General features: G+C 34.6%; 13 protein-coding genes, 5 tRNA genes and 3 rRNA genes. All 21 read left to right on the top strand.

What is annotated here, in order from left to right:
• Positions 1-89 precede the first annotated feature (89 nt).
• The 21 genes from FNZ64_RS03675 to rrf all read left to right on the top strand — a co-directional run bounded on the left by FNZ64_RS03675 (position 90) and on the right by rrf (position 23,482).
• A tRNA-Leu gene (locus FNZ64_RS03675) sits at positions 90-178 on the top strand.
• 5 nt (positions 179-183) lie between these two features.
• Positions 184-259: transfer RNA gene (locus FNZ64_RS03670), tRNA-Met, on the top strand.
• Positions 260-299: 40 nt separating this feature from the next.
• A tRNA-Leu gene (locus FNZ64_RS03665) sits at positions 300-388 on the top strand.
• Between the two features lie 5 nt (positions 389-393).
• Positions 394-469: transfer RNA gene (locus FNZ64_RS03660), tRNA-Met, on the top strand.
• Between the two features lie 5 nt (positions 470-474).
• Positions 475-551, top strand: a tRNA-Met gene (locus tag FNZ64_RS03655).
• Between the two features lie 470 nt (positions 552-1,021).
• Positions 1,022-3,409 carry a stage II sporulation protein E gene (gene spoIIE, locus FNZ64_RS03650; RefSeq protein WP_142413503.1) on the top strand — a complete coding sequence of 796 codons (2,388 nt, stop codon included), beginning with the start codon at positions 1,022-1,024 and terminating at the stop codon, positions 3,407-3,409.
• Positions 3,410-3,503: 94 nt separating this feature from the next.
• A complete protein-coding gene (gene tilS, locus FNZ64_RS03645) occupies positions 3,504-4,895 on the top strand; it encodes a tRNA lysidine(34) synthetase TilS (protein WP_142413502.1) in 1,392 nt (463 codons plus the stop codon).
• A gap of 6 nt (positions 4,896-4,901) precedes the next feature.
• Positions 4,902-5,444 (top strand): hypoxanthine phosphoribosyltransferase, encoded by a 543-nt coding sequence (hpt, locus tag FNZ64_RS03640; protein ID WP_142413501.1) that lies wholly within the window; start codon positions 4,902-4,904, stop codon positions 5,442-5,444.
• Positions 5,445-5,612: 168 nt separating this feature from the next.
• Complete coding sequence (gene ftsH / locus FNZ64_RS03635) at positions 5,613-7,646, top strand: ATP-dependent zinc metalloprotease FtsH (protein ID WP_142413500.1); 2,034 nt, start codon at positions 5,613-5,615, stop codon at positions 7,644-7,646.
• A 157-nt stretch (positions 7,647-7,803) separates the two neighbouring features.
• A complete protein-coding gene (locus tag FNZ64_RS03630) occupies positions 7,804-9,471 on the top strand; it encodes a formate--tetrahydrofolate ligase (protein ID WP_142413499.1) in 1,668 nt (555 codons plus the stop codon).
• Between the two features lie 166 nt (positions 9,472-9,637).
• Complete coding sequence (locus FNZ64_RS03625) at positions 9,638-10,417, top strand: type III pantothenate kinase (RefSeq protein WP_142413498.1); 780 nt, start codon at positions 9,638-9,640, stop codon at positions 10,415-10,417.
• Positions 10,418-10,425: 8 nt separating this feature from the next.
• Positions 10,426-11,391, top strand: a complete 966-nt coding sequence (dusB, locus tag FNZ64_RS03620) for a tRNA dihydrouridine synthase DusB (protein ID WP_142413497.1) — start codon at positions 10,426-10,428, stop codon at positions 11,389-11,391.
• A gap of 133 nt (positions 11,392-11,524) precedes the next feature.
• Positions 11,525-12,007, top strand: coding sequence for a transcription elongation factor GreA (gene greA / locus FNZ64_RS03615; protein ID WP_142413496.1), 483 nt, complete (start codon positions 11,525-11,527; stop codon positions 12,005-12,007).
• Positions 12,008-12,018: 11 nt separating this feature from the next.
• The gene (gene lysS / locus FNZ64_RS03610) at positions 12,019-13,557 is read left to right on the top strand and encodes a lysine--tRNA ligase (RefSeq protein WP_142413495.1); all 1,539 of its coding nucleotides are present in this window, start codon (positions 12,019-12,021) and stop codon (positions 13,555-13,557) included.
• Between the two features lie 108 nt (positions 13,558-13,665).
• A complete protein-coding gene (locus FNZ64_RS03605; protein WP_142413494.1) occupies positions 13,666-15,057 on the top strand; it encodes a glycine--tRNA ligase in 1,392 nt (463 codons plus the stop codon).
• A 474-nt stretch (positions 15,058-15,531) separates the two neighbouring features.
• Positions 15,532-16,914 carry a UDP-N-acetylmuramoyl-L-alanine--D-glutamate ligase gene (gene murD / locus FNZ64_RS03600; protein WP_142413493.1) on the top strand — a complete coding sequence of 461 codons (1,383 nt, stop codon included), beginning with the start codon at positions 15,532-15,534 and terminating at the stop codon, positions 16,912-16,914.
• 288 nt (positions 16,915-17,202) lie between these two features.
• Entirely contained in the window at positions 17,203-18,003 is an 801-nt protein-coding gene (locus FNZ64_RS03595) for a pyruvate, water dikinase regulatory protein (RefSeq protein ID WP_142413492.1), read from the top strand.
• 399 nt (positions 18,004-18,402) lie between these two features.
• Complete coding sequence (locus FNZ64_RS14605; RefSeq protein WP_185903666.1) at positions 18,403-18,561, top strand: hypothetical protein; 159 nt, start codon at positions 18,403-18,405, stop codon at positions 18,559-18,561.
• 33 nt (positions 18,562-18,594) lie between these two features.
• Positions 18,595-20,109: ribosomal RNA gene (locus tag FNZ64_RS03590) — 16S ribosomal RNA — on the top strand.
• Positions 20,110-20,351: 242 nt separating this feature from the next.
• Positions 20,352-23,258 (top strand): 23S ribosomal RNA (locus FNZ64_RS03585).
• A gap of 107 nt (positions 23,259-23,365) precedes the next feature.
• Positions 23,366-23,482, top strand: a 5S ribosomal RNA gene (gene rrf / locus FNZ64_RS03580).
• The 16S, 23S and 5S rRNA genes sit together here, the layout of an rRNA operon.
• Positions 23,483-23,486 lie beyond the last annotated feature (4 nt).

Below are 23,486 nucleotides of genomic sequence, written 5' to 3'. Positions count from 1 at the left end.
GTTAAATTATTTTATAAAAAACTATTGACTTATTATTTATATTAATATATAATTACACTTGTTGCAGGACACGAATTATAAAAAAACATGCTGAAGTGGCGGAACAGGCAGACGCACAGGACTTAAAATCCTGCGGTGCTAACACACCGTACCGGTTCGATTCCGGTCTTCAGCACCAGATATCGCGGGGTGGAGCAGCTGGTAGCTCGTCGGGCTCATAACCCGAAGGTCATAGGTTCAAGTCCTATCCCCGCAACCAAATTTGTTTTTAGTGTCTATAAATTTAAATAAGAAAACATGCTGAAGTGGCGGAACAGGCAGACGCACAGGACTTAAAATCCTGCGGTGCTAACACACCGTACCGGTTCGATTCCGGTCTTCAGCACCAAACATCGCGGGGTGGAGCAGCTGGTAGCTCGTCGGGCTCATAACCCGAAGGTCATAGGTTCAAGTCCTATCCCCGCAACCAAACATGGCGGAATAGCTCAGCTGGCTAGAGCATTCGGTTCATACCCGAAGTGTCGTAGGTTCAAGTCCTATTTCCGCTACCAAGAAAGTTGTTGATTATTCAACAACTTTTTTTATTTTAAGACTAACATATATACTGTTCTCATCTTATTATTTTCCTTTATACCATGACTATCCGCACTGATACTCCCATGGCACTCTGTGAAAGCGATTCCTACCAAATCCAAGATTTGGACTTTCTGCTTTTCTTTAAAGTGGGAGAAAAGAGCGGCTAACTCCCTAGATAATGATTTTCCCTAAAGTATAACGACTTTTAAGGAGTAAAACTCATAAGAATTCTGTTAATAAGCCTTAGAGGGAGTAAAACCCCCTTTAAAGCTAAGAAATCTGTTTATATAGTTAAAAAGTAGTACCTATAAAAGATGGTAAAAAAATACATATAAAAAGGATTCCTGTCTTACGAAAAAAAATTAAGACACCACTTTATGACAAATATTTCCATAGGTTTTTGTTATAATGAATACGTAATTTATAAAAGGGGTGGTGATTTTTAATGCAGTATGGATTAGAAGTATTACCTTACAAAAGAATAAAAAAGGAAAAAAATGATGAGAAGTTTTCCAAGAGAGAGGTTATAAATTGCGTTAAAAGATATGTGGGTTTAGGTTTAATTTGCTTTCTCATAAGTAGGGTTAAACTAATAAATGGAATGGCACCTTTTGGTACAGCCTTGCTTATATCCTTATCTTTACATATAGATAAGAGAGAATTTATAGCTTCATCAATAGGGAGTCTAATTGGATATTTAACTTTAATAAACAAGGTTGAAAATATATCCATATATTTTATATCAGTGAGTACCATATTAGCAGTAAATTATATTTTTAATGAAAGGGAAAAAAGAAGAAAAATAATATCTATATTTGTATTGCTTGTTTTAGAATATATGGTATCTAGGTTTATATTAAACAAGATGACTTTTTCTTTTAGTATTTTTTATTCCTTTATGGAAGTTTTATGTCTATTACCTTTATATTATATTATTAATCAAGGAATAATATGCTTTAAATCTTTAGATTCAAAGAAAATATTTAATAATGAAGAAATGGTCAGTATGGGCATAATAATATCTCTAATATTAGCAGGCACATGGGGGGTAAATATTAAATATGTTTTCATAATGAATATTTGTGGGCTCCTATTTGTAACTGCTGTTGGATATATAAGTGGAAGCTCCATAGGTGGAACCACAGGTGTTGCTTTAGGAGCAATAATAGGAATGACTTCTGTAGATATGCCTATATTTATAAGTGTATTTGGAATATGTGGACTTATATCCGGTATTTTTAGAGATACAGGAAAATATTTTACAGCTATGTCTTGTGGAGTAACTTTCTTTATAATTCAGATATATTTAGGTACAAATACTAATTTTATAGGCATTGAAGCTTTAATTAGTCTATTAGGATTTATCCTTATACCAAACAAAGTATATAAAAAACTCACCTTAGATTTTAATGCTGAAGATAAAAAGGAAGACTTGGGGGAAGCTTATATAGATAGAATCAAAACTATATATTATGATAAGATTAATAATTTTTCTGATCTCTTATTTAATATATCATCTACCTTAGATGGCTTAGTAGACAATGATAAATTAGCCTTAAAAAGTAAGAGTTCAGCTCTTATAGAAAACTTAGCTGATAGGGTATGTTCAGGTTGCAATATGAAGAGTATTTGTTGGAGTAGGGAAATACATTATACATATTCAGCTTTTTCTGAACTTATACAAAACTATCAGGAAAATAAAAAAGATATTCCTTATGAGATTGAAAGAAAATGTATAAATAGAACCTTACTTATAAAAAATACAGAGGATATAGTAAATAAATATATAATTAATGAAATGAGAAAAAGTAGTTTATGTGAGGGAAGAGAATTACTAGCAAATCAAATAAAAAATATGGCTAAAACAGTCCATAATATTGGAGATGAAATACATTCAAATATATATATAAATATTTATTTAGAAAATAAAATAAGAAGAATATTGGATAAAAACAGAGTAGAGTATGGTAGTCTTTTGTGCATAAAAGATGAGCGAGGAAGAAACATAATTAAGTTATCCATGAAGGTATGTGGAGGGAAAAAGCTTTGTGCAAAGAAGGTTCTCTCATATATAACTGAGGCTACAGGTGAGGCAATGTGTATAACTAGTGAAGACTGTTCCATAGATAAGAAAAATAACACCTGTTCAGTTACCTTTGAAGAAGTACCTAAATTTCATATTAATTCTTATGCAGCGGTTAAATGTAAAGATGGAGAAAAGTGCAACGGAGATAGTTATAGTTTTTCCAAATTAAAAGATGGTACTTACATTTCTCTTATTAGTGATGGTATGGGATCAGGGCCGCAAGCAGGTAGAGAGAGTAAAGCGGCTGTAGATTTGATAAATCAGTTTTGTAGGGCGGGATTTGATAAAATAACAGCAATAAATACTATTAACTCTATTATGAGCATGAAATTTAATGAAGATGAGAAGTTTTCAACCTTAGACTTATGCAATATAGATCTTTATAGAGGTAATGCTCAGTTTATGAAAGTAGGAGCAGTATCTAGCTTTTTAAAAAGTGGGAATAAAATTAATATAATAAAATCTAAGAGTTTACCAATTGGAGTCTTAGATAAGGTAGACGTGGAAATAGAAGATAAAAAGATTGAAAATGGAGATCTAATAGTTATGGTCAGTGATGGAGTATTAGATTATAATGATACTTCACTTATAAATAGCAATTGGATATTAGAGTATTTAAAGGAGAGCAAGAGTAACGATCCTAAAGAAGTAGCTTGTGGAATACTAAATGAAGCTATAAAATCAAATGATTATAAAATAAAGGATGATATGACTGTATTAGTTTCTAAAGTGTATGCAGTCTATTAAAATTCTGTAAAATCATTTTTAAGAACGCATTATTATGTTATAATTATGTATTGTTAACTTAGGAAAATAAAACCTTAAACTAGGAGTTGGTAACTTGATAGAGAAAGTACTGGAAAATATAAAAAATTACAATATGATTAATAAAGGTGACAAAGTTTTAGTAGCTCTATCAGGAGGTCCTGATTCTGTATCTTTGATACATTCTTTGAATAGATTAAAACATGAGCTAGACATAGAAATATGTGCAGCTCATGTTAATCATTGTTTAAGAGGAGAAGACTCTGACAAGGATGAACAATATGTAATTGAACTTTGTAATAACATGGGTATAACATTGTTTAATACTAAAGTTGATGTTAGGGCTTATGAAAAAAAGCATGGAGTTTCCTGTGAGGTTGCAGGAAGAAACCTAAGGTATGAGTTTTTTAATAAAATTAAAACTGAACAAAATATTCAAAAGATTGCCTTAGCTCATAATGCCAATGATCAGGCAGAAACCTTATTAATGAGAATAATGAGAGGAACTGGTCTTCAAGGGTTATGCGGTATAAGAGCTATAAGAGAGAATCTATATATAAGGCCAATAATTAATATAACAAGATCAGAGATTGAATCATATTGTGAAGAGGAGAAATTAAATCCTAGAATAGATAAGACAAATTTACAAAATATATATACTAGAAATAAAGTTAGACTAGAGCTTATACCTTATATAGAAAAGAACTTTAATGAAGATATTATTGGATCTTTAAACAGGTTAGCTTATAATATGCAGATGGACAATGAAATTTTAGAAAAACTTTCTAAAGAGTATTATGAAAGATATTGTGATGTTAATGAAAATAAGGTTATAATAAGTAAAGAGGCTTTTAAAGAACATCATAGCATTTTAACTAGAATAATTAGAAAAGCTTTAACTAGTTTAACTGGAGATACCTATAATTTTGAAAAAAATCACATTTATAGTGTTATAGAATTGCAAAGTAATTCTACTGGTAAAAAAGTAATGCTTCCTAAGGATATAATTGCATATAATAACTATGGAGATTTACATATAGCATATTCTAAAGGTTTTACAAAAAATGAAGATAATATATGTAGGGAATATAATTTAATTATAGGTCAGTCTAATTATATAAGTAATGAGGGCATTATAATTTCCTTGGAAATATTAAATAGAGAAGATATATCTATAAGTAAAAGCAATAAGTACTTAAAATATTTTGACTATGAAAAAATTGAAGGGGATATAAAGCTGCGTTACAAAAGACATGGAGACCAGTTTAAACCCTTGGGCATGAGAGGAACTAAAACTCTTAAAAAGACTTTTATAGATATGAAAGTAGATAAAGATTTAAGGGATAGAGTCCCTCTAATATGTTTTAAGGATGAAATAGCCTGGATTGTAGGATATAGGGTAAGTGAGAGCTTTAAGGTAACAGAACATACAAAAAAAATTCTTGAAATAAAAGTAGAGAGGGGATAAAAACAAATGAGAGAAGATATTAAAGAAATTTTATATTCTGAGGAAGAATTAAGAATTAAAATAAAAGAATTAGGGGAAAAAATAAGTAAGGACTATGAAGGAGAAGATTTAATTTTAATTGGTATTTTAAAAGGTTCCGTAGTCTTTATGTCAGATCTTTTAAAAGAGATTACTATACCATGTAGGATGGATTTTATGGCAGTGTCTAGTTATGGAAATTCAAGTTCCAGCTCTGGAGTTGTAAGGATATTAAAAGATTTAGATTATGAAATAGAGGGAAAACATGTTTTAGTAATTGAAGATATTATTGATTCAGGTATTACTCTTAAATATTTATTGAAGTATTTAAAGTCTAAAAATCCTGAAAGTGTGGAAGTAGCATGTCTTTTAAATAAACAAGAGAGAAGAAAAGTAGAGATAGATGTTAAGTATTTAGGCTATGAAGTACCTGATTATTTCCTTGTAGGATATGGTCTTGATTACGCAGAAAAATATAGAAATTTACCTTTTGTGGGCATATTAAAAGAGGAAGTATATACTAAGCAATAAATTTAAGAGCTTAATATTTTGTACATATACAATAATAGTATTTTAGTTATGGTAAGATATAAAATGGAATTATATTATCATTAATAAATAATTAATAATAATTATTATTGTAAATAAAAATCCCATATGATAAAATTTTATAGTAACAGAATGGAAGGGGGCCTTTAAATGAAGAAATTTTTTAGTGCAACAACGGCCTGGATACTTGTGCTCATATTAGCTATGTTTGCAGGTATGGCAATACTTGATACAAATAAGACAGGTGGCAATATAAGAGTGGATCAATTCCAAACTTATTGGAAGCAAGATAAAATTAATACCATGAAAATACAACAAGATGGAAGTATAGCTATAGTTTCTGGTGAATTAAAAGATAAAACCAAATATGAATCTGTAGTGTCATCAAGATTATTAGATCAAATAGTTGAAAAAAGTGAAGCAAAGGGCATACAAATTAATTATGTAAAGCCACAAAGTTTTCCTATTTGGGTACAATATTTACCTACATTATTATTTGTTTTAATGATTGGATTCCTTTTCTTTATGATGATGCAGCAGTCACAAGGTGGCGGCGGGGGAAGAGGAGTTATGAACTTTGGAAAGAGTAAAGCTAGAATGGCAACTCCAGACAAAAAGAAATTAGGATTTAAAGATGTAGCAGGTGCTGATGAAGAAAAGCAAGAATTAGCAGAAGTAGTTCACTTTTTAAAGCAACCTAAGAGATATATTGAAATGGGTGCTAGAATACCAAAAGGAGTTCTATTAGTAGGACCTCCAGGTACAGGTAAAACTTTACTTGCAAAAGCAGTAGCAGGGGAAGCTGGAGTACCTTTCTTTACTATTTCAGGTTCTGATTTCGTTGAAATGTTTGTTGGTGTTGGAGCATCAAGAGTTAGAGATTTATTTGAACAGGCAAAAAAGAATGCACCATGTATTATATTTATAGATGAAATAGATGCTGTTGGAAGACAAAGAGGAGCAGGTGTTGGTGGAGGACATGATGAAAGAGAACAAACATTAAACCAATTACTTGTTGAAATGGATGGTTTCTCTGCTAATGAAGGTATTATAATGATTGCAGCTACAAATAGACCAGACATTCTAGACCCAGCATTATTAAGACCAGGAAGATTTGATAGACAGATAGTAGTAGGTGCACCAGATGTTAAAGGAAGAGAAGAAATATTAAAAATACATTCTAGAAATAAACGTTTAGGCAAAGAAATAGACCTTAAAGTTCTTGCAAAGAGAACTCCAGGGTTTACAGGGGCGGATCTTGAGAACTTAATGAATGAATCAGCTTTACTTGCGGTTAGGGCAGATAAAAAGCTCATAGGAATGGAAGAACTAGAAGAAGCAAGCACAAGAGTTATTGCAGGACCAGAAAAGAAAAGTAGAGTTGTTAGTGAAAAAGATAGAAGACTTACAGCATACCATGAAGCTGGTCACGCAGTAGTTATGAAAAACCTTGAAAATGCAGATCCAGTTCATGAAATTAGTATAATACCAAGAGGTATGGCTGGTGGATATACAATGAATCTGCCAGAAGAAGATAGAAGTTATACATCTAAATCTAGATTATTAGATGAAATGGTAGGACTTCTTGGAGGAAGAGTTGCTGAAAAACTTATAATTGGTGATATAAGTACAGGAGCTAAAAATGATATAGATAGAATGAGTTCAATTGCTAGAAAGATGGTTACAGAATATGGTATGTCAGATGTATTAGGACCACTTTCCTTTGGCAATGGTCATGGTGAAGTTTTCCTTGGTAGAGACTTAGGACATGAAAGAAATTACGGTGAAGAAATTGCAGGTAAAATTGACTCTGAAGTTTCAAGATTAAGTTTTGAAGCATATAATAGGGCAGAAACTATATTAAAAGAAAATATAGATAAATTACATGCAGTGGCTCAAGCACTTTTAGAGAGAGAAAGAATTTCAAGAGAAGAGTTCGAAATCCTTATGAGAGGTGAAGAACTACTTCCAGTAGTTGAAGAGAGTAAAGAACCTAAAAGTGAAGAAGTGGAGTTAAAAGAAGACAAAAATTCTATGGAAACTAATTCTAAAGAAGAGTTACAAAAAGACAACTTAGAAGAGAGTAAACTAAAAGGGAATAACCAAGAAGATAACAATTCAAAAAAAGAAGAGGTTATTAATAAACAAGAGTCAGAATTAAAAGAGCATAATGATGATATTTAAAATACAATAAATAAAAGATAACCTATATTAAGGTTATCTTTTATTTATATATCTTTTTACTAAAGAATAATTATGATATAATATAGTTGATAATTATTTGCAGGAAATAACTATTAAACTGTTATTTAATGCTAAAGTATATAAGGGGGTTGATTTTGTGAAAACTGATATTCAAATAGCTCAAGAATCAAAAATGGAACAGATTACAAAGATATCAGAGAAATTAGGTTTAACAGAAGATGACATAGAACTTTACGGAAAATACAAATGTAAAATTAATTTAGATGTATTAGATAGGAAAACAGATAAAGAAGGGAACTTAGTTTTAGTTACCGCTATTAACCCGACACCAGCAGGAGAAGGAAAATCTACAGTTACTATAGGATTAAGCCAAGCTTTAAATAAATTAGATAAAGATTCTATTGCTGTTTTAAGAGAGCCTTCATTAGGACCAGTATTTGGTGTTAAGGGAGGAGCAGCAGGAGGAGGATATGCCCAAGTTGTTCCTATGGAAGATATAAATCTTCATTTTACTGGTGATATGCATGCAATAACTGCTACAAATAATTTGTTATGTGCAGCTATAGATAATCATATCCATCAAGGAAATCCTCTTAAAATAGATAGCAGAAGAATTAAATTTAAAAGAGTTATGGACATGAACGATAGGGCTTTAAGACATATTGTTGTTGGCTTAGGTGGAAAACCAAATGGTTTCTTAAGAGAAGATGGATTTATGATTACAGTTGCATCTGAAATAATGGCAATTTTATGCTTATCTAAAGATTTAATGGATTTAAAAGAGAGAATGGGCAGAATACTAGTAGCTTATAATTTAGATGGAGAACCGATATATTGTAAGGATTTAGGGGTAAATGGTGCCATGGCATTGCTTATGAAGGATGCTATAAAGCCTAACTTAGTTCAAACGCTTGAAAACACACCTGCTATAATTCACGGTGGACCATTTGCTAATATAGCTCATGGATGCAATAGCTTAATAGCTACTAACATGGGAATAAAGTTATCTGACTATGCTATTACAGAAGCAGGATTTGGAGCAGATTTAGGGGCAGAGAAGTTCTTTGATATAAAATGTAGATATGGTGGATTAAAACCAAAATGTGTTGTTATAGTAGCTACGGTTAGAGCTTTAAAACATCATGGTGGAGTTAAGAAGGAAGAGTTAAATAATGAAAATTTAGAAGCACTAGAAAAAGGTATGGCGAACTTAGAAAAGCACATTGAAAATGTTAAAAAGTTTAACATACCAGCGGTAGTTGCTATTAATAGATTTGTAAGTGATACAGAATCAGAATTAAAACTTGTCAGAGAATATTGCGAAAAAGCAGGTGCTAGAGTTGCTCTATCTGATGTTTGGGCTAAGGGTGGAGAAGGTGGAATAGAACTTGCTAAAGAGGTTGTAGATGTTATAGAAAAAGAACATAGTGACTTTAAGCCACTATATGATGTGGAATTAAGTATTAAAGATAAGATAACAACTATAGCAAAAGAAATTTATGGAGCAGATGGTGTAGAATTTGATAAAACTGCACTAAATAATATAAAAGAAATTGAGTCCTTAGGCTTAGATAAGTTACCAATTTGCATGGCTAAGACCCAAAATTCACTTTCCGATAATCCAAGCTTAAAAGGAAGACCTACAGGATTTAATATTACTGTAAGAGAAGTTAGAATATCAAATGGTGCGGGATTTATAGTTGTTTTAACAGGAAGTATAATGGTTATGCCAGGACTACCAAAGGTTCCAGCTGCTAATAATATGGATATGTTAGAAGATGGTTCAATAGTAGGATTATTCTAATGTATCAAATATTTCTACTAAAATTATATGCAACACTAAAATACAGGTAGTATTTACTTGACAAATGAGTTTGAGTTGTTACAATTAAATTATTGATTATATGACAGTATAATAAAAGCAGCTAAAAGCTGCTTTTATTATTATCACATGAGGTGGTGTATAGGACATGGTTTTAGTGATGGATGTTGGAAATACAAATATAGTTTTAGGCGTTTATGATAACAAGAAATTACTTTCATTTTGGAGAATATCTACAGATGTACATAGGACTTCCGATGAATATGGAATACAAGTAATGCAATTATTTAAAAATGATAAAATAGATATTGAAACAATAGAAGGAATAATAATCTCTTCTGTGGTACCTAATATTATGTACTCACTTGAACATATGATAAAAAAATATTTTAACATAAAACCTGTAACAGTTGGACCGGGGGTAAAGACTGGAATAAATATAAAGTATGATAATCCTAAAGAAGTAGGTGCAGATAGGATAGTAAATGCAGTAGCAGTCCATGAGGTTCATAAGGAGCCAGCTATTATAATAGATTTCGGAACAGCAACCACCTTTTGTGCCATTACAGAGGAAGGTAATTATTTAGGGGGAGCTATTTGCCCAGGAATTAAAATATCTACTCAAGCTTTAATAGAGAGGGCAGCAAAACTTCCAGAAGTAAAGCTTGAGAAACCTAAAACTATGATATGTAAAGATACAGTTTCAAGCATGCAAGCTGGAATATTCTATGGTTATGTAGGTCAAGTTGATTTTATAGTAAATAAAATGAAAGAAGAGATGGCCCTAATTGGAGAAACCAATCCTTTAATTATTGCAACGGGAGGCCTTGCCACATCCATTTCAAAAGAGTCTAGTACCATAGATAAAGTAGAACCATTTCTAACTTTAGAGGGATTGAGAATAATATACGAAAAAAATAAGGAGTAGGTTGTTTTATGAGAATAGGGAACCTAGAATTTAAAAATCCGGTATTTTTAGCTCCAATGGCAGGAGTTACTGATGTAGCTTACAGAGAAGTTTGTGGAGAATTAGGTTGCGATTTAACTTACACAGAAATGGTTAGTGCAAAGGGACTATACTACGGAAGTGAAAATACAGAAGCTTTAATGAAAGTATCCTCTAAAAATAAACAAACTGCCATACAAATATTTGGGAATGACCCTGAAATAATGGCTAAAGTTTGTGAAGATTATTTAAATATAAATAATGACTTTTGCTTAATAGATATAAACATGGGATGTCCTGTGCCTAAAATAGTAAAGAATGGGGAAGGCTCAGCTCTTATGAATAATCCTAAATTAGCTGGCGAAATTGTAAAAGCCCTTAAGAAGGTAACAAATAAGCCTATAACAGTTAAGTTTAGGAAAGGCTTTGATGATCAGAATGTAAATGCAGTGGAATTTGCTAAGGTTTTAGAACAATCAGGGGTAGATGCTATTACAGTTCATGGGAGAACTAGAAGTCAAATGTATGAAGGTAAGGCAGATTATGATATTATAAGAAGGGTGAAGGAAGCTGTATCTATACCTGTCTTAGGAAATGGTGATGTCTTTTCAGGAAAAGATGCTTTAAAATTAAAGAAAGAAACAGGAACAGATGGTATAATGGTAGCTAGGGGGGCAATGGGAAATCCTTGGATATTTAGGGAAATAAAATCAGCAATAGAAGGTAAGGAATCAATAGAAGTTTCAGATAAAGAAAAGGTTGAAATGTGTATTAAGCATTACAAGCTAGCATTGCAATATGAATGTGAATATAAAGCAGTAAGGGAAATGAGAAAACATATTTCATGGTATATAAAGGGTATTAAGAATTGTGCTGAGATTAAAAACAATATTAATACAGAAGAATTACCAGAAAAAGTTATAGAAATCTTAGAACAATATGCATATACATTGTAAAGAGGGATATTGATATATTGACTTTAATTATGCACTGTTTTATAATTATTTAAATGATTAAGGAAATATATATTATAGAATAAATGTTAAAATAATGAAATTAAAACAATTTGTTCATAAAGGAGCGAAAGTCATGAATGAAGCAAAAAAATATATGATGACACCTGAAGGGATAACAAAATTAGAGGATGAATTAGAATTTTTAAAGACTGTAAAAAGAAGAGAAATAACTGAAAAGATAAAAGTTGCTCTTTCTTTTGGGGATTTAAGCGAGAATGCAGAATATGATGAAGCTAAGAATGAGCAGGCTTTCGTTGAAGGTAGAATAGCTCAATTAGAAACTATGTTAAGAAATGCAGAAGTTATTGATGAAAGTGATATGAAAGAAGATACTGTTACTTTAGGATGTATTGTTAGGGTTAAAGACTTTGAATTCGATGAAGAAGTTGATTTTAAAATCGTAGGTTCAGCTGAAGCAGATCCAATTGAAAACAAGATTTCCAATGAATCACCAGTGGGAAATGCCTTGATTAATAGAAAAGTTGGAGATGTAGTAGAGGTACCTATTCCAGATGGTGTAAGCAAATATGAAATATTAGAAGTAAAAAGAGGATAGGAGGAGTTTCAATGTCAGATGAAAGGCAATTAACTAAAGAGGAGCTTAAGGAATTAAAGCTTCAAAACAAAGAAGAGCAAGAATATAATGAGCAGATGGCTCAAAGAGTAGAAAAACTAAGAGAACTTCAAAAGGAAGGAAAAGACCCTTTTGATGTATATAAAGTAGAGGTTACTCATAATTCAAGAGAAATAAAAGAACACTTTGAAGAATTACAAGAAAAAGAAGTTACCGTAGCAGGTAGACTTATGTCTAAAAGAGTTCATGGAAAAGCTGGGTTTTCTCATATCCATGATAAATACGGAAAAATTCAAATATACATTAAATTAGATGACGTTGGAGAAGATAAACTAAAAGAGTTTAAGTCATTTAATATAGGAGACATAATCTCCGTTAAGGGATTTGTATTTAAGACAAAAACAGGGGAAGTTTCTGTTCATATAAAGGACTTCCAATTAACTTGTAAGTCTATAAGACCTTTACCAGAAAAATGGCATGGGTTAAAAGATCCAGATTTAAGATATAGACATAGAGAAGTAGACATAATAATGAATGAAGAAGTGAGAGAAACTTTTGTAAAGAGAACAGCTATAATAAGAGCTATTAGAGAATACTTAGATAACAATGGATTTATGGAAGTTGAAACTCCGATTCTTTCTCCAATTGCAGGTGGTGCAGCAGCAAGACCATTTATAACTCATCACAATGCTTTAGATATTGATATGTATCTTAGAATTGCAACAGAACTATACTTAAAGAGATTAATAGTAGCAGGCTTTGAAAAAGTTTATGATATGGGTAAGAACTTCAGAAATGAAGGTATAGATGTAAGACATAACCCAGAGTTTACTATGATTGAATTATATCAAGCTTATGCTGATTATAACGATATGATGGAAATCACTGAAAACATGGTAGCACATGTTTGTGAAAAAGTTTTAGGAACTACTAAAGTAATATACCAAGGTACTGAAATAGACTTTAAGCCGCCTTGGAGAAGAATTACTATGGTGGATGCTGTTAAAGAATATGCAGGTGTAGATTTTAATAAGGTTAACTCAGATGAAGAAGCTAGAGAAATAGCTAAGGAAAAACATTTAGAATTTAAGAAGGATTTAAAAGATTGTACAAAAGCCGATGTGTTAAATGGATTATATGAAGAATATGCAGAGGAAAAAATGATTCAACCTACATTTATTTATGATTATCCAGTGGAAATCTCTCCTCTAACTAAGAAAAAGAGAGGAAATGAGGCTCTTACAGAAAGATTTGAAGGCTTTGTATTTGGTAGAGAAATTTGTAACTCATACTCTGAGTTAAATGATCCAATAGTACAAAGAGAAAGATTTATGCAACAGCTTAAAGAAAGAGAATTAGGAGATGACGAGGCTTACGTTATAGATGAAGACTTCATGTATGCTTTAGAAATTGGTATGCCTCCAACAGGTGGATTAGGAATAGGAATAGATAGATTAATCATGTTCTTAACAGATTCTTATTCAATAAGAGATGTAATTTTATTCCCAACAATGAAACCATCAAACAACTAATAAAGGTAACTTGAATGGGTGCTTAATTATAAGCATCCATTTCTCCAATTAGAAACTTTTACAAGAAAAGTTATATAAAGAATTTTATTCAAGAACGGAGGAGTTTATATGGCTGTAGAAAAAACTATGGATAAAATAGTAGGACTTTGCAAAACAAGAGGATTTATATTTCAGGGTTCAGAGATATATGGTGGATTAGCTAACACATGGGACTACGGCCCATTAGGAGTTGAATTTAAAAACAATGTTAAAAAAGCATGGTGGAAGAAATTTATACAAGAAAGCCCTTACAATGTAGGATTAGACTGTGCCATTTTAATGAATCCAGAAACATGGGTTGCCTCAGGACACTTAGGAAATTTTTCAGATCCCTTAATGGATTGTAAGGATTGTAAGTCTAGATTTAGAGCGGATAAAATCATAGAAGACTATATGACATCACAAGGAGCAGAAGTTGCTTCAGCAGATGGATGGTCCAATGAAGAATACGAAAAATATATAAAAGAGCATGAAATAGCGTGCCCTAATTGCGGTAAAAAGAATTTCACTGATATAAGAAAGTTTAATCTAATGTTTAAGACTTTCCAAGGAATAACAGAAGACAGTAAAGCTGAAATATATTTAAGACCAGAAACTGCACAAGGAATTTTTGTTAATTTTAGATCAGTTCAAAGAGCTAGTAGAAAGAAGATTCCATTTGGTATTGGTCAAATAGGAAAGTCTTTTAGAAATGAAATAACACCTGGTAATTTTACTTTTAGAACTAGAGAATTTGAACAAATGGAGCTTGAGTTTTTCTGCAAGCCAGGCACAGATTTAGAATGGTTTGCATACTGGAAAAAATATTGTTTAGATTTTTTATTTAATCTAGGCTTAAATAAAGACAATGTAAGATATAGAGATCATGAAGCAGAAGAATTATCTTTCTATAGTAATGCTACTACAGATATAGAATACCTATTCCCATTTGGATGGGGAGAATTATGGGGTATTGCAGATAGAACAGATTATGACCTTAAAAAACATATGGATCATTCAGGCGTTGATTTAAGTTATATGGATCCAGTAACTAATGAAAAATATGTGCCATACTGCATAGAACCATCTTTAGGTGCAGACAGAGTAGCTCTTGCATTTTTAGTAGATGCCTATGATGAAGAGGAACTTGACAATGATGACAGTAGAGTAGTAATGCATTTACACCCAGCTTTAGCACCATTTAAAGCAGCTATACTTCCTCTTTCTAAGAAATTATCTGAAAAAGCTGATGAGGTTTATTCAGTGCTTAGGGGAAAGTTTAATGTGGATTATGATGATACTGGAAGTATAGGAAAAAGGTATAGAAGACAAGATGAAATTGGAACTCCTTATTGTATAACAATTGACTTTGATACTCTAGAAGATAATCAAGTAACAGTAAGAGATAGAGATACTATGGAGCAAATAAGAATAGATATAGATAAGCTAGAAAGTTTTATAGAAGAAAAATTGCAATTTTAATTGTACTTTAAAATAAAATTTATTTAATTTAAATAATAATAAAAAAAGCTAGATGCATTCTAGCTTTTTTTATTATTAAAATATAAATTAATGTATATTAATGTATGTAAAACCATAAAGTATTGAAAAAAACATAAAAAAAAACCGGATTTATATCCGGTTTAAAAGGGGTTAATCATGGGGTTGTTATTTTATTTATGATAATTATGGGATATGTCAATGATTAACCTATACTTGGGGAATTATCTATATCATTTCTTTACGGCACATGATTATAATATCATATTAAGTCGAATTTTGCAATATTAAGTCAAAAAGTTTTTTTATTAATATTTTTCAGAAAGTTACAACTGCATTTAAAAGAACTTAGTATACAATTATATTACTTAATGTTACAGAATTTAAAAAAGTGTGTATAATATAAATTGAGAAGAAGTTTTTTATAGAAAATTTAATTTGGAGGCGAAAATTTAGATGAAAAAGAATTTTTCAGAATTTAAAACTTTTATAAAAGATAAAAAAGTAGGAGTTGTTGGCATCGGAGTTAGTAACGTGCCTCTTATATATTTTTTATTAGATTTAGGAGCTAAAATAACAGCGCTAGATAAAAAAACAGAAGATAAGTTGGATGAAAGTTTATTAGTAGATTTTAAAAGAAGGGGTGTGAATTTAAAATTAGGAGAGAGTTATTTAGATGATCTAACTCCTTTTAATGTAATTTTTAAGTCACCTTCTATGAGAATAGATAATGAAGCTTTTGTAAAAGCTAAGGAATCTGGAAGTTATATAACTTCTGAAATGGAGGAGTTTGTAAGATATTGTCCAGCTAAAATATATGGGGTTACAGGTAGTGATGGAAAAACTACAACTACTACCTTAATATATAATATGTTAAAAACACAAGGATATAAGACTTGGGTTGGAGGAAACATAGGAACTCCATTGTTTTCTAAGATAGAAGAAATAAAACCAGAGGATAAAGTTGTTATAGAACTTTCTAGTTTTCAACTTATGACAATGAATGTATCTCCTGAAGTGGCTGTAGTTACAAATTTAAGTCCTAATCATTTAGATATGCATAAAGGAATGGAAGAATATGTCCATTCTAAAAAGAATATATTTAAGTATCAACATAGTAAAGACCTACTTATATTAAATAGGGAAAATGATATAACTTACTCCTTCTTAGGAGAAGAAAAAGGTACGGTCAAGTTATTTAGTAGTAAGAGACAATTAGAGAATGGAGCTTATTACAAAGATGGAGTATTGTATTTAGATGGCGAAGAGGTTTGTAATGGAAAAGATATAATTATAAGAGGAATGCATAATATAGAAAATTATTTAACTGCTTTCCTAGCTGTACAAGGAGAAGTATCAAAGGAAACAATGAAAAAAGTAGCCACTAGTTTTAAGGGGGTTCATCATAGAAATGAGTTTATTAAAGAGGTTAATGGGGTAGGATATTACAATGATTCCATAGGATCTAGCCCAACTAGAACCTTAGCTACAATTTCATCCTTTCATAGTCCTGTAATATTAATAGCAGGTGGATATGATAAACAAATCCCTTTTGAGCCTTTAGCTGAAAACGGATATGATAAAATTAAAAGTTTAATTTTATTAGGAACGACTCGAGAGAAGATTAAAGCTGTTTTTGAAAAGATAATAGAAGAGAAAAAGCTTAACATATCAATTTATATGGTGAATTCTTTAGAAGAAGCCGTGGAAAAGAGTATGAAAGTTGCAAAAACTGGAGATACAGTTGTGCTATCACCTGCTTGTGCAAGTTTTGATATGTTCCCTAATTTTGAAGTAAGGGGAAATAAGTTTAAAGAACTTGTAGAGAATTTAAAGTAAATTAATTTTAAAATTCAATATTTAATATTTAATATATAAATAAAAATACACTACTTATAACTCTATTAGTATAATCCCTTATCTTTAATTAAATAAGCTATTGTAGATTTATAAAAATAACTCACTTCTATTATTTTAAGTTAAAAAAATTTATCTATAAATAATAGAAGTGAGTGGTAATCATCAGTTCCGGGGGGAAGTAAATAAGAAGCATGGATAGGGTAATAAGCTAATACTTAATTATAAATAAATTAAGGGAAGTTCAATAAATTAGATGGGAGGAAATGTATGTTAACTATATTTGCAATTTCGGATTCCATAGGAGAAACTGCAGAACAGGTATCTATTGCCGTATCTAGTCAATTTAAGGATGTACATGTAAAGAGACTTTCTTATGTAAAGACCTTAGAAGAGGTAGAACATGTAATGGAAACTTTAAAAAGCAGTAAAAAATGTATGGTTGTTTCTACAATCATAACTGTAAATGTTAGAGAATATCTTACACAAAAGTGCATTGAAAATAATATAAATATCATCAATGTACTAGGACCTATAATTAACGTAGCTTCAACTTTGCTAAATACATATCCATCATATAATCCAGGAGCTATATGGAAAACAGATGAGATATACTATAAGAGAATTGAGGCCATGGAGTTTGCTATTAGGTATGATGATAGTAAAGACTATTCAGGAATAAAAAATGCAGATGTAGTTTTAGTAGGACTTTCAAGAACATCTAAAACACCTTTATGTATGTATTTAGCTAATAAAGGCATTAAGGCTATTAATATTCCACTAATACCAGAGATAGAATTACCTAAAGAACTTTTTGAGGTTGAAAGAGGAAAAATTTTTGGGTTAGTTATTGATCCATTAAGATTAATAGAGATAAGGAAAAGAAGGTTAGATAAGTTTGAAAGGGCACTTACAGGAGTAGAATATGCTAATGATGAGAGAATTTTAGAAGAACTTGATTTTTCAGATAAGGTAATGAAAAGACTTAGGTGCAAAACTATAGACGTAACTAAAAGGGCTATAGAAGATACAGCTTTAATTATATTAGGTTGTATTAGGGAAAAATCTTAATATAAAAATCACTTTATCACAAGTTTATTACCTTAATAATTCACATTTTTTCTTGTGCAAATATTAGTATAAAAACACATATAAGCATGTATATATATCATAGTTAAAATATCTAATAACAATGAAGTGATGGAAACTTATCCTTGTGTATCTATATATAAATAATTTAGAAAAATGGAGAAAATTATAGAAAGTTAAATTTAATTTCAGTTAAAGTTGTTTTTTATGATTCTCAATTGTATTCTATAGTGTTATTATAAGTACATCGCTTCTTTGGAAAACAAAAAACATTAAAAAAAATGTTGACAAAGTTAAAAGCAAGTGATAATATGTAAAAGTAATTTAAATCAATTGAACTTTGAAAATTAAACAGAGTAAGATAAAAGAACTCGCATTCTTTTGAGAAAAAGAAAAGAAATAAAGAAACAAGTTCAAGTCAGTAAAATGCTTGAGCAAGTGGATAAACTCAAATTAAGAAAACTGGTTTGTATAGCTAAAACCTTTATAGTTTATGTAAATAAGCTAAAAGGAAACTCCTCAGCTAGCGCTGATGAGTAAGATGCTACACGAAACAAGTTTCTAGTATCATCTTAAATTGAGAGTTTGATCCTGGCTCAGGACGAACGCTGGCGGCGTGCTTAACACATGCAAGTCGAGCGATGAAGTTCCCTTCGGGGAACGGATTAGCGGCGGACGGGTGAGTAACACGTGGGTAACCTGCCTCAAAGAGGGGGATAGCCTTCCGAAAGGAAGATTAATACCGCATAATATCTTTTTATTGCATGATAGAAAGATTAAAGGAGCAATCCGCTTTGAGATGGACCCGCGGCGCATTAGCTAGTTGGTGAGGTAACGGCTCACCAAGGCGACGATGCGTAGCCGACCTGAGAGGGTGATCGGCCACATTGGGACTGAGACACGGCCCAGACTCCTACGGGAGGCAGCAGTGGGGAATATTGCGCAATGGAGGAAACTCTGACGCAGCAACGCCGCGTGAGTGATGAAGGTCTTCGGATTGTAAAGCTCTGTCTTTAGGGACGATAATGACGGTACCTAAGGAGGAAGCCACGGCTAACTACGTGCCAGCAGCCGCGGTAATACGTAGGTGGCAAGCGTTGTCCGGATTTACTGGGCGTAAAGCATGCGTAGGCGGATACTTAAGTGGGATGTGAAATCCCGGGGCTTAACCCCGGTGCTGCATTCCAAACTGGGTATCTAGAGTGCAGGAGAGGAAAGCGGAATTCCTAGTGTAGCGGTGAAATGCGTAGAGATTAGGAAGAACACCAGTGGCGAAGGCGGCTTTCTGGACTGTAACTGACGCTGAGGCATGAAAGCGTGGGTAGCAAACAGGATTAGATACCCTGGTAGTCCACGCCGTAAACGATGGGTACTAGGTGTCGGGGTTTCGTTACCTCGGTGCCGCAGTTAACACATTAAGTACCCCGCCTGGGGAGTACGATCGCAAGATTAAAACTCAAAGGAATTGACGGGGGCCCGCACAAGTAGCGGAGCATGTGGTTTAATTCGAAGCAACGCGAAGAACCTTACCTGGGCTTGACATCCCAAGAATCCCGTGGAAACATGGGAGTGCCCTTCGGGGAACTTGGAGACAGGTGGTGCATGGTTGTCGTCAGCTCGTGTCGTGAGATGTTGGGTTAAGTCCCGCAACGAGCGCAACCCTTATTGTTAGTTGCTACCATTAAGTTGAGCACTCTAGCAAGACTGCCTGGGTAACCAGGAGGAAGGTGGGGATGACGTCAAATCATCATGCCCCTTATGTCCAGGGCTACACACGTGCTACAATGGTCGGTACAGAGAGATGCAAGATCGTGAGGTGGAGCAAATCTCACAAAGCCGATCTCAGTTCGGATTGTAGGCTGCAACTCGCCTACATGAAGCTGGAGTTACTAGTAATCGCGAATCAGAATGTCGCGGTGAATGCGTTCCCGGGCCTTGTACACACCGCCCGTCACACCATGAGAGTTGGTAACACCCGAAGTCCGTGAGGTAACCTTTTGGAGCCAGCGGCCGAAGGTGGGATCGATGATTGGGGTGAAGTCGTAACAAGGTAGCCGTAGGAGAACCTGCGGCTGGATCACCTCCTTTCTAAGGAGAATTCGAAAAGATTACGATCTTTTCGTAGCGAGCACTTACTCTGTTTAATTTTGAAGGACCAAAATTCCTTCAAATAAGTAGAATCTCCAAAGGGAGAAAAGACTAACGTCTAAAAGATTAAAATAATCTAAGGATGTTAAGTTAACTACTTTGTTCTTTGAAAATTGCACAATGAATAATAATTATAATAACTATATTTTACTGAAAAATGTAAACTTTAGTTACTCATGATAGGTCAAGTTAGAAAGGGCGCATGGCGAATGCCTTGGCACCAGGAGCCGATGAAGGACGTGATAAGCTGCGATAAGCTGTGGGTAGCCGCACATAGGCTGTGATCCACAGATTTCCGAATGAGGAAACTCATACACTAAACAGTGTATATTCTGAACTGAATACATAGGTTCAGAAGGGTAAACCCGGGGAACTGAAACATCTAAGTACCCGGAGGAAGAGAAAGAAAAATCGATTTCCTAAGTAGCGGCGAGCGAACGGGAAAGAGCCCAAACCAGAAACTTGTTTCTGGGGTTGCGGACAGATCATAACGTGGAGGCTATTGTAGTCAAAGTAAGCTGGAAAGCTTCACCGCAGAAGGTAATAGTCCTGTAGACAAAACAAGAAGACCACAGATCTGATCCAGAGTACCACGAGACACGTGAAACCTTGTGGGAAGCAGGGAGGACCACCTCCCAAGGCTAAATACTACCTGGTGACCGATAGTGAAGAAGTACCGTGAGGGAAAGGTGAAAAGAACCCCGGGAGGGGAGTGAAATAGAACCTGAAACCGTGTGCCTACAATCGGTCGGAGCACTTTATATGTGTGACGGCGTACTTTTTGTAGAACGGGCCAACGAGTTACGATATGTAGCAAGGTTAAGCACTTAAGGTGTGGAGCCGAAGGGAAACCAAGTCTGAATAGGGCGCTTTAGTTGCATGTCGTAGACCCGAAACCGGGTGACCTATCCATGGCCAGGATGAAGCGGAAGTAAAATTCCGTGGAGGTCCGAACCACGTTGGTGTTGAAAAACCATGGGATGAGCTGTGGATAGCGGAGAAATTCCAATCGAACTCGGAGATAGCTGGTTCTCCTCGAAATAGCTTTAGGGCTAGCGTCAGGTAATTGAGTAATGGAGGTAGAGCACTGAATGAGCTAGGGGGCTTCACCGCTTACCGAACTCTATCAAACTCCGAATGCCATATACTTTTATCCTGGCAGTCAGACTGCGAATGATAAGATCCGTAGTCAAAAGGGAAAGAGCCCAGACCATCAGCTAAGGTCCCAAAGTGTAAGTTAAGTGGTAAAGGATGTGGGATTTCTAAGACAACTAGGATGTTGGCTTAGAAGCAGCCACTCATTTAAAGAGTGCGTAATAGCTCACTAGTCAAGAGATCCCGCGCCGAAAATGTTCGGGGCTAAAACTTACCACCGAAGCTATGGATGTACGTAGTACATGGTAGAGGAGCTTTCTGCACAGGTTGAAGCTGTACCGTAAGGAGCGGTGGACAGTGCAGAAGTGAGAATGTTGGCATGAGTAGCGAGAAATAGGTGAGAATCCTATTGGCCGAATACCTAAGGTTTCCTGAGGAAGGCTCGTCCTCTCAGGGTTAGTCGGGACCTAAGCCCAGGCTGAAGAGCGTAGGCGATGGACAATCGGTTGATATTCCGATACCGCCAAACTTCGTTTGACAAATGGGGTGACGCAGAAGGATAAGATGTGCATACTATTGGATTGTATGTCTAAGCATTTAGGCAGACTAGATAGGCAAATCCGTCTAGTTAATGCTGAGGTGTGATGGGGAGCGAATTTATTCGCGAAGTATCTGATTCCACGCTGCCAAGAAAAGCCTCTATGGAGAAGTTTGGTGCCCGTACCGCAAACCGACACAGGTAGGTGAGGAGAGAATCCTAAGGCCGACGGAAGAATTGTTGTTAAGGAACTCGGCAAATTGACCCCGTAACTTCGGGAGAAGGGGTGCCTAGCGAAAGCTAGGCCGCAGTGAATAGGCCCAGGCAACTGTTTAACAAAAACACAGGTCTCTGCTAAAGCGTAAGCTGATGTATAGGGGCTGACGCCTGCCCGGTGCTGGAAGGTTAAGGGGATCTGTTAGCGCAAGCGAAGCAGTGAACTTAAGCCCCAGTAAACGGCGGCCGTAACTATAACGGTCCTAAGGTAGCGAAATTCCTTGTCGGGTAAGTTCCGACCCGCACGAATGGCGTAATGATCTGGGCACTGTCTCAACAACAAATCCGGTGAAATTGTAGTGCAAGTGAAGATGCTTGCTACCCGCAGTTGGACGGAAAGACCCCGTAGAGCTTTACTGTAACTTAACATTGAACTTCGGTATTGTCTGTACAGGATAGGTGGGAGACTTGGAGATACCCTCGTCAGGGGGTAAGGAGTCGTCCTTGGGATACCACCCTGACAGTACTGGAGTTCTAACGAAGGGCCATGAAACTGGTCGTCGGACATTGTTAGGTGGGCAGTTTGACTGGGGCGGTCGCCTCCGAAAGTGTAACGGAGGCGCCCAAAGGTTCCCTCAGCGCGGTCGGAAATCGCGCGAAGAGTGCAAAGGCAGAAGGGAGCCTGACTGCAACACATACAGGTGGAGCAGGGACGAAAGTCGGGCTTAGTGATCCGGTGGTACCTCGTGGGAGGGCCATCGCTTAACGGATAAAAGCTACCTCGGGGATAACAGGCTGATCTCCCCCAAGAGTCCACATCGACGGGGAGGTTTGGCACCTCGATGTCGGCTCGTCGCATCCTGGAGCTGAAGTCGGTTCCAAGGGTTGGGCTGTTCGCCCATTAAAGCGGCACGCGAGCTGGGTTCAGAACGTCGTGAGACAGTTCGGTCCCTATCCGCTGCGGGCGCAGGAAATTTGAGAGGAGCTGTCCTTAGTACGAGAGGACCGGGATGGACTGACCTCTGGTGCACCAGTTGTCACGCCAGTGGCACAGCTGGGTAGCTATGTCGGGACAGGATAAACACTGAAAGCATCTAAGTGTGAAGCCTACCTCAAGATAAGATTTCCCATGACTTTAAGTCAGTAAGACTCCTTGAAGAACACAAGGTTGATAGGTGAGAGGTGGAAGCATGGTAACATGTGTAGCTGACTCATACTAATAAGTCGAGGACTTGACCAAATAATATTCATTGTGCAATTTTGAGAGAACATCTCTCTAAGGAAACTCCTCAGCGAAGCTGATGAGTACTGATTTAAAACGAAATCACAGATTTCTGTAAATCAGCATCTGGTGGCAATGGCGTAAAGGTAACACTCCTTCCCATACCGAACAGGCAAGTTAAGCTTTATAGCGCTGATGGTACTGCAGGGGAAGCCCTGTGGGAGAGTAAGACGTCGCCAGGTAAAT

It is taken from the genome of Hathewaya massiliensis, from assembly GCF_902143515.1.
Taxonomy (GTDB): domain Bacteria; phylum Bacillota; class Clostridia; order Clostridiales; family Clostridiaceae; genus Hathewaya; species Hathewaya massiliensis.
The sequence above is the reverse complement of the archived record's forward strand: the minus strand, read 5'-3'. Positions and strand labels throughout refer to the sequence as shown.

Bases quoted from the DNA above. Each gene is read 5' to 3' on its own strand.
- FNZ64_RS03625 (WP_142413498.1), top strand. From the start codon at position 9,638: ATGGTTTTAGTGATGGATGTTGGAAATACAAATATAGTTTTAGGCGTT.
- greA (WP_142413496.1), top strand. From the start codon at position 11,525: ATGAATGAAGCAAAAAAATATATGATGACACCTGAAGGGATAACAAAA.
- murD (WP_142413493.1), top strand. From the start codon at position 15,532: ATGAAAAAGAATTTTTCAGAATTTAAAACTTTTATAAAAGATAAAAAA.
- ftsH (WP_142413500.1), top strand. From the start codon at position 5,613: ATGAAGAAATTTTTTAGTGCAACAACGGCCTGGATACTTGTGCTCATA.
- spoIIE (WP_142413503.1), top strand. From the start codon at position 1,022: ATGCAGTATGGATTAGAAGTATTACCTTACAAAAGAATAAAAAAGGAA.
- dusB (WP_142413497.1), top strand. From the start codon at position 10,426: ATGAGAATAGGGAACCTAGAATTTAAAAATCCGGTATTTTTAGCTCCA.
- FNZ64_RS03605 (WP_142413494.1), top strand. From the start codon at position 13,666: ATGGCTGTAGAAAAAACTATGGATAAAATAGTAGGACTTTGCAAAACA.
- FNZ64_RS03595 (WP_142413492.1), top strand. From the start codon at position 17,203: ATGTTAACTATATTTGCAATTTCGGATTCCATAGGAGAAACTGCAGAA.
- lysS (WP_142413495.1), top strand. From the start codon at position 12,019: ATGTCAGATGAAAGGCAATTAACTAAAGAGGAGCTTAAGGAATTAAAG.
- hpt (WP_142413501.1), top strand. From the start codon at position 4,902: ATGAGAGAAGATATTAAAGAAATTTTATATTCTGAGGAAGAATTAAGA.